The 12,732-nt window shown below is 66.6% G+C and carries 11 protein-coding genes; 7 read left to right on the top strand and 4 right to left on the bottom strand.

The window, feature by feature from the left end; translation table 11 throughout:
- The first annotated feature begins 24 nt into the window (after positions 1–24).
- The 5 genes from tgt (at position 25) to fabV (ending at position 6,561) form a co-directional block, all read left to right on the top strand.
- Entirely contained in the window at positions 25–1,155 is a 1,131-nt protein-coding gene (gene tgt, locus FJU31_RS09615; protein ID WP_150454556.1) for a tRNA guanosine(34) transglycosylase Tgt, read from the top strand.
- Positions 1,156–1,291: 136 nt separating this feature from the next.
- Complete coding sequence (gene yajC, locus FJU31_RS09610) at positions 1,292–1,636, top strand: preprotein translocase subunit YajC (RefSeq protein ID WP_057498089.1); 345 nt, start codon at positions 1,292–1,294, stop codon at positions 1,634–1,636.
- Positions 1,637–1,697: 61 nt separating this feature from the next.
- On the top strand, positions 1,698–3,554 hold the full coding sequence (secD, locus tag FJU31_RS09605) for a protein translocase subunit SecD (protein WP_188115481.1): 1,857 nt from the start codon (positions 1,698–1,700) through the stop codon (positions 3,552–3,554).
- A 15-nt stretch (positions 3,555–3,569) separates the two neighbouring features.
- Positions 3,570–4,550: a protein translocase subunit SecF gene (gene secF, locus FJU31_RS09600; protein WP_150454554.1), complete on the top strand. Its 981-nt coding sequence runs from the start codon at positions 3,570–3,572 to the stop codon at positions 4,548–4,550.
- Between the two features lie 751 nt (positions 4,551–5,301).
- The gene (fabV, locus tag FJU31_RS09595; RefSeq protein WP_150454553.1) at positions 5,302–6,561 is read left to right on the top strand and encodes an enoyl-ACP reductase FabV; all 1,260 of its coding nucleotides are present in this window, start codon (positions 5,302–5,304) and stop codon (positions 6,559–6,561) included.
- 111 nt (positions 6,562–6,672) lie between these two features.
- Here the strand turns inward: fabV and FJU31_RS09590 are convergent, their stop codons facing one another.
- The 3 genes from FJU31_RS09590 to FJU31_RS09580 all read right to left on the bottom strand — a co-directional run bounded on the left by FJU31_RS09590 (position 6,673) and on the right by FJU31_RS09580 (position 10,563).
- Positions 6,673–8,742, bottom strand: a complete 2,070-nt coding sequence (locus FJU31_RS09590; protein ID WP_150454552.1) for an EAL domain-containing response regulator — start codon at positions 8,740–8,742, stop codon at positions 6,673–6,675.
- Between the two features lie 91 nt (positions 8,743–8,833).
- A complete protein-coding gene (locus FJU31_RS09585) occupies positions 8,834–10,018 on the bottom strand; it encodes a BaiN/RdsA family NAD(P)/FAD-dependent oxidoreductase (RefSeq protein WP_150454551.1) in 1,185 nt (394 codons plus the stop codon).
- Positions 10,015–10,563 (bottom strand): YaeQ family protein, encoded by a 549-nt coding sequence (locus tag FJU31_RS09580; RefSeq protein ID WP_150454550.1) that lies wholly within the window; start codon positions 10,561–10,563, stop codon positions 10,015–10,017. Before FJU31_RS09580 ends, FJU31_RS09585 begins: the two co-directional genes overlap by 4 nt.
- A 135-nt stretch (positions 10,564–10,698) precedes the next feature.
- Between FJU31_RS09580 and FJU31_RS09575 the strand changes: the two genes are divergently transcribed.
- Positions 10,699–11,577: a pseudouridine synthase gene (locus FJU31_RS09575; protein WP_150454549.1), complete on the top strand. Its 879-nt coding sequence runs from the start codon at positions 10,699–10,701 to the stop codon at positions 11,575–11,577.
- A 17-nt stretch (positions 11,578–11,594) separates the two neighbouring features.
- Here FJU31_RS09575 and FJU31_RS09570 read toward each other — a convergent pair whose 3' ends face one another.
- Entirely contained in the window at positions 11,595–12,080 is a 486-nt protein-coding gene (locus tag FJU31_RS09570; protein WP_150454548.1) for a YaiI/YqxD family protein, read from the bottom strand.
- Between the two features lie 302 nt (positions 12,081–12,382).
- On the opposite strand from FJU31_RS09570, the gene FJU31_RS09565 reads away from it, so the two are divergent.
- The gene (locus FJU31_RS09565) at positions 12,383–12,592 is read left to right on the top strand and encodes a cold-shock protein (protein WP_004153307.1); all 210 of its coding nucleotides are present in this window, start codon (positions 12,383–12,385) and stop codon (positions 12,590–12,592) included.
- Positions 12,593–12,732: the final 140 nt, after the last annotated feature.

Below are 12,732 nucleotides of genomic sequence, written 5' to 3'. Positions count from 1 at the left end.
ACTATTTGCCTGAACGACCGTTCCATGTCCCGATTGCAGTTCCAGCTCCAGACCCGCGACGGCCGTGCCCGCCGTGGCCGCCTGACCTTCCCGCGTGGCACGGTGGAAACGCCGGCCTTCATGCCGGTGGGAACCTATGGCTCGGTCAAGGGCATCCTGCCGGACCAGGTGCGCGCGCTGGGCGCCGAGATCATCCTCGGCAACACCTTCCACCTGTACCTGCGGCCGGGCCTGGACATCATCGCCGACCACGGCGGCCTGCATGGCTTCTGCCAGTGGGATGGCCCGATCCTGACCGACTCCGGCGGCTTCCAGGTGTTCTCGCTGGCCCACCGCCGCAAGATCACCGAGCAGGGCGTGACCTTTGCCTCGCCCACCGACGGTGCCCGCGTGTTCCTGGGCCCGGAAGAGAGCATGAAGATCCAGAAGGTGCTCGATTCGGACGTGGTGATGATCTTCGACGAGTGCACCCCGTACCCGGCCACCGAGGATGTTGCCCGCCGTTCGATGGAGCTGAGCCTGCGCTGGGCGCAGCGCAGCCGCAACGCGCATGACGAGCTGGGCAATGACGCGGCGCTGTTCGGCATCGTCCAGGGTGGCGTGCACACCGACCTGCGCAGCCGCTCGGCCGAGGCCCTGCAGGCGATCGGTTTCGACGGCTACGCCATCGGTGGCCTGGCCGTGGGCGAGCCGGAGCACGAGCGCAACGCCATGCTCGACCACCTGGACCCGGAACTGCCGGGCGACCGCCCGCGCTACCTGATGGGCGTGGGCCGGCCGGAAGACCTGGTCGAGGGCGTGGCCCGTGGCGTGGACATGTTCGATTGCGTGATGCCGACCCGCAATGCCCGCAATGGCCACTATTTCACCTCGTTCGGCACCGTACGCATCCGCAACTCGCAGTACGCGCGCGACCTGGACCCGATCGAGCCGGGCTGCGGCTGCGTGGCCTGCAGCGGCGGCTACACCCGCTCGTACCTGCGCCACCTGGACCGCTGCAACGAGATGCTGGCGCCGATGCTGGGTACCCTGCACAACCTGTTCTACTACGAGAAACTGATGGCTGACATCCGCGCGGCCATCGAGGCGGGAACCTTCCAGGCCTTCCGCGAGTCCTTCTACGCAGCACGCGGGGCGGTCGCGCCGCCCCTGTGACCCCAGAGCACCCCTGCCGAACGGCCCAAGGACGAACGTCCGGGGCCGTGGCATACTTCAAGGCTGACCCAGATCCGCGGTCGACACCCTGCGCCCGTCAAACGGGCCTGAGCGCCGCCCAACCAAAGGACCAACGATGAACCTGCTTGCTTTCCTGATTCCCGCCGCCCACGCCCAGGCCGCCGGTGGCCAACCGCAGGGCATGGGCCTGACCACGCTGCTGTTCCCGATCATCCTGATCGCCATCATGTACTTCCTGATGATCCGCCCGCAGATGAAGCGGCAGAAGGAGCACAAGGCCATGCTGGAGAAGATCAAGCGCGGTGACGAAGTGCTGACCAACGGCGGCATCGCCGGCGTGGTCACCGACATCGGCGACAACTTCATCACCATCGAAGTGGCTGACAACGTGCGCATCCGCGTGCAGAAGGGCGCTGTCGGCAACGTGCTGCCGGCCGGTACCCTGAAGTCGGCCCAGTAAGCCACTCCCTTTCCGATGCACAACCGCGGCGCCGGGGATGGCGCCGCGCGGGACCCAAGCAATGCTCGAATTTCCACGCTGGAAGTACGTCGTCATCCTGATCGTACTGGCGCTCAGTGCCCTGTACGCGCTGCCCAACATCTACCAGAAGGACCCCGCCGTCCAGATCACCGCCAACCGTGGCGGTACGGTCGACGACGCGCTGCGCGACCGTGTGCTGGCCGACCTGAAGAAGGCCGGTATCACCACGATCGGCGCCGAGAAGGAAGGGGAAAGCCTGATCGTCCGCCTGCCGGACCTGAAGGCCCAGTCCGCGGCCAGCGATGCGCTGCGTGACACCGTCGGCGAGAACTACACGGTGGCCCTGAACCTGGCCTCGACCGTGCCGGACTGGCTGGCCAAGCTGGGCGGCCGCCCGATGGTGCTGGGCCTGGACCTGCAGGGTGGCGTGCACTTCGTGCTGCAGGTCGACCAGAAGGCTGCGCTGGACAAGCGCCTGGACGCCTACACCGAAGACGTGCGCAGCACCCTGCGTGACGCGCGCATTCCGTACCAGTCGGTCGAACGCCGCGCTGACAACACCATCGTGGCCAACCTGAGCCCGTCGGCCGGTGACGATGCCGCTGCCAACGCCCGCACGGCGCTGGTCAAGTCGCAGCCGACCCTGGGTTACGACGTCAGCGGCAGCCGCATCACGGTGACCATCCCGGACACCGAGATCTCGCAGATCGCCAACGGCGCCATCGAGCAGAACATCAACACCCTGCGCAACCGCGTGAACCAGCTGGGCGTGGCCGAGCCGATCATCCAGCGCCAGGGTGCCGACCGCGTGGTCGTGCAGCTGCCGGGCGTGCAGGACACCGCCGAAGCCAAGCGCATGATCGGTGCCACCGCCACGCTGGAATACCGTGCGGTGGTCGAGGGCAATGCGCAGGACGCGATCGCCTCCGGCCGCATCCCGCCGGAAGCCAAGGTCTACCAGCGTCGTGAAGGCGGTGGTCCGGTGCTGCTGAACAAGCGCGTGATCGTCACCGGCGACCAGATGGTCGGCGCACAGGCGGTGACCGACACCAGCAGCGGTGCCCCGGCGGTCAGCGTGACGCTGAACAACGTCGGTGGCCAGCGCATGTTCGACTTCACCAGCGCCAACGTAAACAAGCCGATGGCCGTGGTGTACACCGAGCGCGTGCCGACCGTGACGGTCGTTGACGGCCAGGAGGTGCGTGGCTTCAAGGTCAACGAGGAGGTGATCTCGGTGGCCAACATCAACGGCGTGTTCGGCAAGAACTTCCAGACCACCGGTCTGCAGAAGAAGGAAGCCGAGGACCTGGCCAAGCTGCTGAAGTCCGGCTCGCTGGCAGCGCCGATGGACTTCGTCGAAGAGCGCGTGGTCGGCCCGAGCCTGGGTGCGGAGAACGTCAAGAACGGTATCACCGCGGTGGTCTACGCGTTCCTGTTCACCCTGGTGTTCTTCACCATCTACTACCGCATGTTCGGCCTGATCACCTCGCTGGCGATGCTGTTCAACCTGCTGATCGTGGTGGCAGTGATGTCGCTGTTCGGCGCGACGATGACCCTGCCTGGCTTCGCCGGCCTGGCGTTGTCGGTCGGCCTGTCGGTGGACGCCAACGTGCTGATCAACGAGCGTATCCGTGAAGAGCTGCGTGCCGGCGTGCCGGGCAAGACCGCGATCGTGACCGGTTACGAACGTGCGTCGGGCACGATTCTTGACGCCAACCTGACCGGCCTGATCGTCGGTGTGGCCCTGTTCGCCTTCGGCACGGGTCCGCTGAAGGGCTTCGCCCTGACCATGATCATCGGTATTTTCGCCTCGATGTTCACTGCGATCACCGTGTCGCGCGCCCTGGCGACGCTGATCTATGGCCGTCGCAAGAAGCTCCAGAACGTGGCCATCTGACGGGACGACACGCACATGAAAATTTTTCCGCTGCACATCCTCCCGAACGACACCCAGATCGACTTCATGCGCTGGCGCCATGTCGCGATGGTCGTCACGATCATCGTGTTCCTGGCATCGATCGGCATCATCGGCTTCAAGGGCTTCAACTACGCCCTGGACTTCACCGGCGGCACCCTGATCGAAGCCCGCTTCGATCACGCGGTGGACGTCGAGCAGGTCCGCACCAAGCTCGAGGACAATGGTTTTGAAGGCGCCCAGGTGCAGAGCGTCGGTGGCAATACCGACCTGCTGATCCGCCTGGCCCCGCACGGTGAGCACGCCCCGGGTACCGGTGCGGCCGCCGCCGAGGACAAGGCCACCGCTGCGGCGGTGGTCAAGGCGCTGTCCACCGCCGACAACCAGGCCACCGTGCTGCGCAACGAGTTCGTTGGTCCGCAGATCGGCAAGGACCTGGCGATGAACGGTCTGTACGCCACCATCTTCATGCTGGCCGGCTTCCTGATCTACATTGCGGTGCGCTTCGAATGGAAGTTCGCGGTCACCGCCAGCATCGTGGCGATGTTCGACCTGATCGTGACGGTGGCTTACGTGTCCCTGCTGGGTCGTGAGTTCGACCTGACCGTGCTGGCCGGCCTGTTGTCGGTGATGGGCTTTGCGATCAACGACATCATCGTGGTCTTCGACCGCGTGCGCGAAAACTTCCGCAGCCTGCGTGCCGAGCCGATGGAAGTGCTGAACCGTTCGATCAACCAGACGCTGTCGCGTACGGTGATCACCGCGGTGATGTTCTTCCTGTCGGCACTTGCGCTGTACCTGTACGGCGGCAGCTCGATGGAAGGCCTGGCCGAGACCCACATGATCGGTGCGGTGATCGTGGTGCTGTCCTCGATCCTGGTGGCGGTGCCGATGCTGACCATTGGTGCGCTGCGCGTGACCAAGCAGGATCTGCTGCCGAAGGCGAAGGACGTCGAGGCCCTGGCCCGTCGTCCGTAAGCCCCCGCTGCACGCAGTACACAGAGAACCCCGCGCAAGCGGGGTTTTTTGTTGGCAGGGCTGCGCCCTGGTACGCGTCATCGCATGCGCGCTGCCGCTCCCACGCTTCGCTGCGCGAACCGTGGGCCCCACTTACCAGCTCCCAGACCCCCGCCGCTTCGCGTCCGCCCCCCGGCTCAGGGGGCTTTGCCCCAGACCGGTTCCGCACGGCTGTTGGTGGGTGCCGACCGTTGATCGACACATCTGTCAGATGTCGAATGAATTCATCCACGCATGGCGCGGATCTACTGGGGCGCGCGGCTGTTGGTAGGTGTCGACCTTGGTCGACACGATTTTTCTGTCAGACATCGATGTTCGACCCCGTGCCGACCAACGGTCGGCACCCACCAGAGCAGAACGCCGTTCCGGCAGATCGCCGAGAACTGTCGAAGGCGGGGTGGGTCCGGTTGAGGGGGCGTGAGCCGCATGGATGCGGCGACCGAGCTTACAGGGACGTACTTGCAGCGTCCCCCTCAACCGGACCCACCCCGCCAACCCTCAGGACCCCAGCTTTTGACGTTGACGTTGACGTTGCAGTGGCTTGAAGCAGGTGCAGGGCTGCAAGCCCTGCAAAAAGAAAACCCCACCCTACGCCAGCGTCGGTTGTGCATTCTTCCCCCGCGCACTACGATCCTGCGGTTCGCGCGCGCCTGCGCGCGCCCGTATTCCTGCTGAGCGCCCCGTGCGCCGCATCTGCCAACCCGAGGTATCCATGGTCATCAAACCGCGCGTCCGCGGCTTCATCTGCGTCACCACCCACCCGACCGGCTGCGAGGCCGCGGTCAAGCAGCAGATCGACTATATCCGCGCCCGCCCGCCGATCCAGAACGGCCCCAAGCGCGTGCTGGTCATCGGTGCCTCCACCGGCTATGGCCTGGCCGCGCGTATCACCGCCGCCTTCGGCAGCGGCGCCGCGACACTGGGCATCTTCTTCGAGCGTCCGGGCAGCGAAACCAAGCCGGGCACCGCGGGCTGGTACAACTCCGCCGCGTTCCACAAGTACGCCGACGAAGCCGGCCTGTACGCCAAGAGCATCAACGGCGATGCCTTCTCCGATGAAGTGAAGGCCAAGACCATCGAGATGATCAAGGCCGATCTCGGCCAGGTCGACCAGGTCGTCTACAGCCTGGCTGCGCCGCGCCGCAAGCACCCCAAGACCGGCGACATCATCAGCTCGACGCTGAAGCCGATCGGCGAGCCGATCGTCCTGCGCGGCCTGGATACCGACAAGGAAGTGCTGACCGAGACCCACCTGCAGCCGGCCACGGCCGAGGAAATCGCCGGCACCGTCGCGGTGATGGGCGGCGAAGACTGGCAGATGTGGATCGACGCGCTGTCCGAGGCCGGCGTGCTCGCCAACGGCTGCACCACCACCGCCTTCACCTACGTGGGCGAGGAGATCACCCAGGCGATCTACTGGAACGGTTCGATCGGTGCGGCCAAGAAGGACCTCGACGACAAGGTGCTGGGCCTGCGCGCATCGCTGGCGAAGATCGGCGGCGACGCGCGCGTGTCGGTGCTGAAGGCGGTGGTCACCCAGGCCAGCTCGGCCATCCCGACCATGCCGCTGTACCTGTCGCTGCTGTTCAAGGTGATGAAGGCGCAGGGGACCCACGAAGGCTGCATCGAGCAGCTCGACGTGCTGTACGGCATCCTCTACGGCGGCAAGGCTGACGGCGTGGCCGTAGACCGCCTGCGCCACGACCTGGTCGATGGCCAGGGCCGTACCGTCGCCCTGGTGGACGAGGAAGGCCGCCTGCGCGCCGACTACAAGGAAATGGCCCCGGAAGTGCAGGGCAAGGTGCTGGAGCTGTGGCCGCAGGTGACCAACGAGAACCTGTACGAGATCAGCGACCTGGCCGGTTACAAGGCCGACTTCCTGCGCCTGTTCGGGTTCGGCGTGGAAGGCGTCGATTACGAAGCCGACGTCAACCCGGACGTGAAGATCGCCAACCTGGTCGACCTGACCTGACCTGACGCGATAGACGGTGGCGCCGGGCCATGCCCGGCGGATGCCGTGGATCCCGCTGCGCTCGCCGGGTATGACCCGGCGCTACCTGCGCGACCGGCGGTAGTGCCGGGTTCAGCCGAAATCGAAGTTCATCGACGGCAGCGCCGGGCCGACGAACTCGCCCTGCACGTAGTCGACGCCCGCGCTGAACAGCAGGGTCATCGAGTTGGCATCGCTGACGAACTCGGCCATGGTGCGGATGCCTGCTTCCTGCGCACGCGCGGTGATCTGGCTGATGCGGTCGATGTTCTCGCGGGTCGCCGCCAGGTCACTGGTGAAGCCGCGATCCAGCTTGAGGAACTGCGGCTCGAAGTGGGCCAGCAGCTGGAACGAATCCAGCCCCGAACCAAACTGCTCCAGGCCGATCCGGCAGCCCAACGGGGCGACGTCGGCCAGGAACTGCTGGGCGGCACGCAGGTGGGTGAACACCTTCGCCTCCGGCGCATGCAGCCACAGGCGCTCGCCCGGCACGCCCTGTGCCTGCAGCTGCTGGCGCAGCGTAGCAATCAGCTTCGGGTCGTCGAACGACTCGGGGGTGACCTTGACCAGGATCTGGGTCTGATGGCCTGCGCGAGCACGTGCGCCCAGCACGCTGATGGCCTGCGAGACGACCCAGCGGTTGATGTCGCCCAGCAGGCCGTGCTCCTCGGCGATGCCGAGGAAGGCGGTCGGGCTGAGCAGCTCGCCGTTGTGCTCCAGCCGCAGGTAGGCCTCGTACAGTTCCAGCGGCTCGCCCTGCAGGTTCAGCACCGGCTGGTAGTGCAGCTGGAAGCCGTCGCCGGCCAGCGCTTCGCGGATACGCGCGACCCAGCGCTGCACGCGCTCTTCCTCGATGCGGTCAACCGCGGCCGGGTCGAAGATGCGCGTGGTATTGCCGAGTGCGGCAGCGGCCTGCGCGCATTCGCTGGCACGCGCCAGTACCTGGCCGATACTGGCAATCTTTTCGCCCACCTGCACGCCGCCGAGGCTGACGGTGACCGTGGCCGAGCGCGCGCCGATGGTGAACACGTGTGCGGCAAAGGCTTCGCGGATGCGCTCGGCCATGGCCATCGTCTGTGCGTAGGCGCCGGACTGCAGCACCGCGAAGCTGTGTTCGCCGAAGCGTGCCATCTGCGCGTCATTGCCCACCACTTCAGCCAGCAGCGCGGCCATCGCGCCGATCAGGGCGTCGGCCGAGTCCAGCCCGATATCGGGAATGAGGCGCGCGTAGTGGTCCGGCTCGACCAGCAGCAGGCCGAACTGGCCCTCGCTGCGCCCGGCCTGGGCCACCGCATCTTCCACCTGCAGCATGAAGGTGGGGCGGTTGAGCAGGCCCGTGACCTGGTCGCGCTGGCGCAGGTCCTCGACCTCGCGGGCCAGTTCGGTGTCCAGCTCCAGGCGGCGGCGGAACACCACCTGCAGGCAGGACTCGCCCTCGTAGGTGGCGGCAGTGAATTCCATGGTGGCCGGGAACGCACTGCCATCCTGGTGGCGCGCATCCAGCTGGTACTGCGGCGGCGGCGCCTCGCCACGGCTGAGCGACTTCAGCAGCTGCTTGAAGCTGTCCACGTGCTGGGCGGCGACCATGTCCAGCAGCGAGATGCCTTCGACCTCGTCGAAGTCCTCGTAGCCGAACATTTCCAGATACGCATCGTTGGCACGGATGTGCATGCCTTCGTGGACATAGGCGATGGGGTCGCGCGAGGAGGCGATCAGCGCGTCGCAGCGGCGCTCGGTCTCGCGCATCTGCGCCTCGATGCGGCGCAGGCCACGGCGCGCCTGCAGGTCGACCCACTGGTCGCGGACCACCGCCAGCAGGTGCTCATTGCGCTGGCGCAGCGCCAGGGCACGGACGCCGTTGCTGCTGGCCTGGACCAGTTCGTCCTCGTCGATGCGATCGGCCAGCAGCACCAAGGGGATGTCCTTGCCGCTGGCGGCGATGTGCTGGGCCACCAGCGGCAGCGGGATGCCCTGCGACGGCGAGGCCAGCACCAGGTCGATGGCCTGGCTGGCCAGCACCTGCGACAGCTCGGCCGAATCATGTGGCCGCCACGGGCGCACGGCGATGCCGCTGTTGCGCAGGGTGCTGACGATGGCTTCGGCGTTCTCGCCGCTGTCATCGACGATCAGCAGCCGGATGGTGATGTCGTTCGCGTTCTGCATGCACTGCTCCCCAATCTGCAAATCTAGATACACGATGCGCGGCGGTCCGTCCATGCGCTCGCCCCTTGCGGGGTTGGAACGGCGATGCGGTTCACACCACGCTGCCGGCGGCATGGCCGCTGGCCCAGGCCCACTGGAAGTTGTAGCCGCCCAGCCAACCGGTCACGTCCAGCACTTCGCCGACGAAATGCAGGCCGGGCACGCGCTTGGATTCCATCGTGGCCGACGACACCTCGGCGGTGTCCACGCCGCCCAGGGTGACCTCGGCGGTGCGGTAGCCCTCGGTGCCGCTGGCCACCAGCGGGAAGGCGCCCAGCAGCTGCCCGGCCTGGCGCAGCACCGGTTCATCCAGCTGCCGCACCGGGCGGTCCGGCAGCCAGTGTTCGCACAGGCGCTGGGCCAGGCGCTTGGGCAGCACCTCGGCCAGCACCGTGCGCAGTCCGGCCGCCGGGCGGTCGCGCTTCATCTGCCGCAGCCACTCGGTCGCATCCTGGCCCGGCAGCAGGTCCAGCTCCAGTGCATCGCCGGGTTGCCAGAACGAGGAGATCTGCAGGATGGCCGGCCCGCTGACGCCGCGATGGGTCAGCAGCATGAAGTTCTGGAAGCGCTTGCCGTTGCAGCGCGCCTCGACCGGCAGGGCGACGCCGCTGAGGTCGGCCAGCCGCTCCTGGTGGGTGCCACTGAGGGTCAGCGGCACAAGGCCGGCGCGGGTGGGCAGCACCTGGTGGCCGAACTGGCGGGCCAGCTCATAACCGAAGCCGGTGGCGCCCATGCTGGGGATGGACAGGCCGCCGGTCGCCACCACCAGCGAGGCGCAGTGGAACAGGCCCTGGCCGGTGTGCACGCGGAAGCCATCGCTGCCGTGCTCGATGCGCTGCACGCTGCAGTCGGTGCGGATCTGCACGCCCGCGGCCTGGCACTCGTCCACCAGCATCTTTACGATCTGCTTGGACGAGATGTCGCAGAACAGCTGCCCGAGCTCCTTCTCGTGATGGGCAATGCCGTGCTTGTCCACCATCTCGATGAAGTGCCACGGCGAATAGCGCGCCAGGGCCGACTTGCAGAAATGCGGGTTGGCCGAGACGAAGTTGGCCGGGGTGGTGCCGGTGTTGGTGAAGTTGCAGCGGCCACCACCGGACATCAGGATCTTCTTGCCGACCTTGTTGGCATGGTCGATCACGTGCACGTGGCGGCCGCGCTGGCCGGCGGTGATCGCGGTCATCAGGCCAGCCGCGCCGGCGCCGATGACCAGCACGTCGCAGCGGATCGTGCTCATGCCTTGGCGCGCTTGCGCCAGTTCGGAATGATGTCGAGCTGCATCTGGTCGTTGAGGAGCTGCACCTCGCCGTCCTGGATCAGCACGCTGAAACGCATGGCGCGCTGGATCTGCTGGCCCCACTGTTCGACAAAGGCGCCGTCGAGGTCGACCACCGACAGGTTGTCGAAGCGGGCAAGGCTCTTGCCCTGCTTGTTCCACCAGATCTCGGACGCATTGCCGCCGTAGTTCACCACCTGCACCTGGCGGCTGCGGTTGCAGGCCTTGCGCACGCGCGATTCGTCCGGGTGGCCCAGGTCGATCCACTGCAGGATGTCGCCGGTGTAATCGTGGTTCCACAGGTCCGGTTCGTCGTCGGTGCTCAGGCCGCGGCCGAACTCCAGGCGGTCATCGGCATTGAGGGCGAAGGCGAGCAGGCGCACCATCAGGCGCTCGTCGGTTTCCGACGGGTGCTGGGCCAGGGTCAGGTTGTGGGTCGCGTAGTAGCCGCGATCCATGTCGCTGATCTGCAGCTCGGCCTTGCGAATGGTGGCGGTGAGGGCCATGGGGAATCCGTGCACTAAAGACGAGCATGATAGAGGTTTGCCGGAGGGGTGTCCGTGGTCCGGGTGTCTGCCGGGCGTCAACGGTGGCACCCTTGCTGTCTTCCCCCTGATGGATTGCCCGCTGATGGGACGGACATGACGACGCTGCCCAGCCGCCTGCAGCTGCCGCCGGGGGACTGGCCGAACCTGCTCGACGGGCTGTGCGCGCGTTTCCCGCGCATCGACCGCGCGCAGTGGCAGGACCGTTTCGCCCGCGGCCGCGTGCAGGACGCGCAGGGCAGGGCGCTCGCGGCGGACCAGCACTGGCAGGTCGGGCTGGAGATCCTCTATTTCCGTGAAGTCAGTGACGAGCCGTCCATTCCGTTCAGCGAGCGCATCCTCTACCAGGATGAGCATCTGCTGGTGGCCGACAAGCCGCATTATCTGCCGGTGACCCCCGCGGGCGGCTACGTGCGCGAGACGCTGCTGGCGCGCCTGGTGGCGCTCACCCGCAATGCCGACCTGGTACCGCTGCACCGGCTGGATCGGCTGACCGCCGGGCTGGTGCTGTTCTCGCAGCGGGCGGATTCGCGCGACGCCTACCAGCGCCTGTTCCGCGAGCGGCGCATCGACAAGACCTACGAAGCGCTGGCGCCGGCGCTGCCGGGCCTGGCGTTTCCGTTGCAGCGGCTGAGCCGGCTCGTGGCCGGCGAGCCGTTCTTCCGCATGGCCGAAGTGCCAGGCGAGGCAAATGCGCGCACCCGGGTGGAGGTGATTGCCGCCGACGGAGCGGTCTGGCATTACCGGCTGCAGCCGGAAACCGGGCGCAAGCACCAGCTGCGGGTGCACATGGCGGCCCTGGGCGCTCCGATCCTCGGCGATGACCTGTACCCGCAGCTGCAGCCGGCGGCCGATCCGTTGCAGGCGCCGCCGTTGCAGCTGCTGGCGCGGGCCCTGGCGTTCCAGGACCCGCTGAGCGGAGAGCGGCGGGCGTTCAGCAGCGAGCGCGCGTTGCAGCTGCCGGAAAGGCGCTGATCAGCGCGGTTGCAGCCTCACGGCTTCACACGGGCCAGCCAGCGGTCCAGCTCGGCAGCGAACAGCTGGCGGTCGCGCTGGCCCAACGGCGGCGGGCCGCCGGTCTGGACCCCTGCGCCACGCAGTTCTTCCATGAAATTGCGCATCGACAGCCGCTCGGCCATGTTGTTGGCGGTGTACAGCTGCCCGCGCGGGTTCAGGGCCACGGCCTTCTTTTCCAGCACCAGCGCGGCCAGCGGGATGTCCTGGGTGACCACCAGGTCGCCGGCGGCCACCCGTTCGACGATGGCGCTGTCGGCCACGTCCAGTCCCTGCGGTACCTGGATGGAGCGCAGCCAGCGCGAGGGTGGGGTGCGGATCCACTGGTTGGCGACCATGGTCAGTTCCAGGCCGACCCGCTCGGCGGCGCGGAACAGGATGTCGCGGATGACGCCGGGGCAGGCGTCTGCATCGACCCAGATCCTCGGTCGGCCCTGTTCAGCTTGGGTTTCAGCTTCAGTCATCTACCCAGTGTAGGGTAGGAAAATCCTGAATGGGGACTCGGGTTTAGCCTCGATCCGGTGCCAAGCCTTGCCACGCCTAGCGGGGCTGGCGATGGCAATGAATGTCAGGGCTATCGCTTTTTCCCCAAAACACGCGTATCGTTCGATCCACTGTGTTTGCTAGGGTCACCGTGAATCGTGGCCTGGTGCAGTTGATCTCACGATCCGCTCATCGATCCGCTTTACCAACGCCTGCAACTCAGTCTCGGCCCCGATTCCCGGTGGCTGCGATTTTTTCAACATGTGTTTCAGGAGTTAGTCAAATGTCTGATCGTCAGACCGGCACCGTCAAGTGGTTCAACGACGCCAAGGGCTTCGGCTTCATCACCCCGGAAAGCGGCCCGGACCTGTTCGTGCACTTCCGTGCCATCCAGGGCACCGGCTTCAAGACCCTGCAGGAAGGCCAGAAGGTTACCTTCATCGCCGTCCAGGGCCAGAAGGGTATGCAGGCTGACCAGGTGCAGGCGGTCTAATCCGTCTGCTACCGTTTGGTAGCCAGAAACGCCGGAAGCGAAAGCTTCCGGCGTTTTTTTTGCCTCTCTGTAGAGTCGAGGGGGGGGGGGGAGCGCGGCCGGCCCGACGGGGCCAGGCCGGAAAAAAACAAAACAACAAA

Source organism: Stenotrophomonas cyclobalanopsidis (assembly GCF_008710035.1).
GTDB lineage: Bacteria > Pseudomonadota > Gammaproteobacteria > Xanthomonadales > Xanthomonadaceae > Stenotrophomonas > Stenotrophomonas cyclobalanopsidis.
The sequence above is the reverse complement of the archived record's forward strand: the minus strand, read 5'-3'. Positions and strand labels throughout refer to the sequence as shown.

Coding starts and splice junctions, on each gene's coding strand:
- secF (WP_150454554.1), top strand. CDS start 3,570: ATGAAAATTTTTCCGCTGCACATCCTCCCGAACGACACCCAGATCGAC.
- yajC (WP_057498089.1), top strand. CDS start 1,292: ATGAACCTGCTTGCTTTCCTGATTCCCGCCGCCCACGCCCAGGCCGCC.
- FJU31_RS09585 (WP_150454551.1), bottom strand. CDS start 10,018: ATGAGCACGATCCGCTGCGACGTGCTGGTCATCGGCGCCGGCGCGGCT.
- secD (WP_188115481.1), top strand. CDS start 1,698: ATGCTCGAATTTCCACGCTGGAAGTACGTCGTCATCCTGATCGTACTG.
- FJU31_RS09575 (WP_150454549.1), top strand. CDS start 10,699: ATGACGACGCTGCCCAGCCGCCTGCAGCTGCCGCCGGGGGACTGGCCG.
- FJU31_RS09570 (WP_150454548.1), bottom strand. CDS start 12,080: ATGACTGAAGCTGAAACCCAAGCTGAACAGGGCCGACCGAGGATCTGG.
- FJU31_RS09565 (WP_004153307.1), top strand. CDS start 12,383: ATGTCTGATCGTCAGACCGGCACCGTCAAGTGGTTCAACGACGCCAAG.
- FJU31_RS09580 (WP_150454550.1), bottom strand. CDS start 10,563: ATGGCCCTCACCGCCACCATTCGCAAGGCCGAGCTGCAGATCAGCGAC.
- fabV (WP_150454553.1), top strand. CDS start 5,302: ATGGTCATCAAACCGCGCGTCCGCGGCTTCATCTGCGTCACCACCCAC.
- tgt (WP_150454556.1), top strand. CDS start 25: ATGTCCCGATTGCAGTTCCAGCTCCAGACCCGCGACGGCCGTGCCCGC.
- FJU31_RS09590 (WP_150454552.1), bottom strand. CDS start 8,742: ATGCAGAACGCGAACGACATCACCATCCGGCTGCTGATCGTCGATGAC.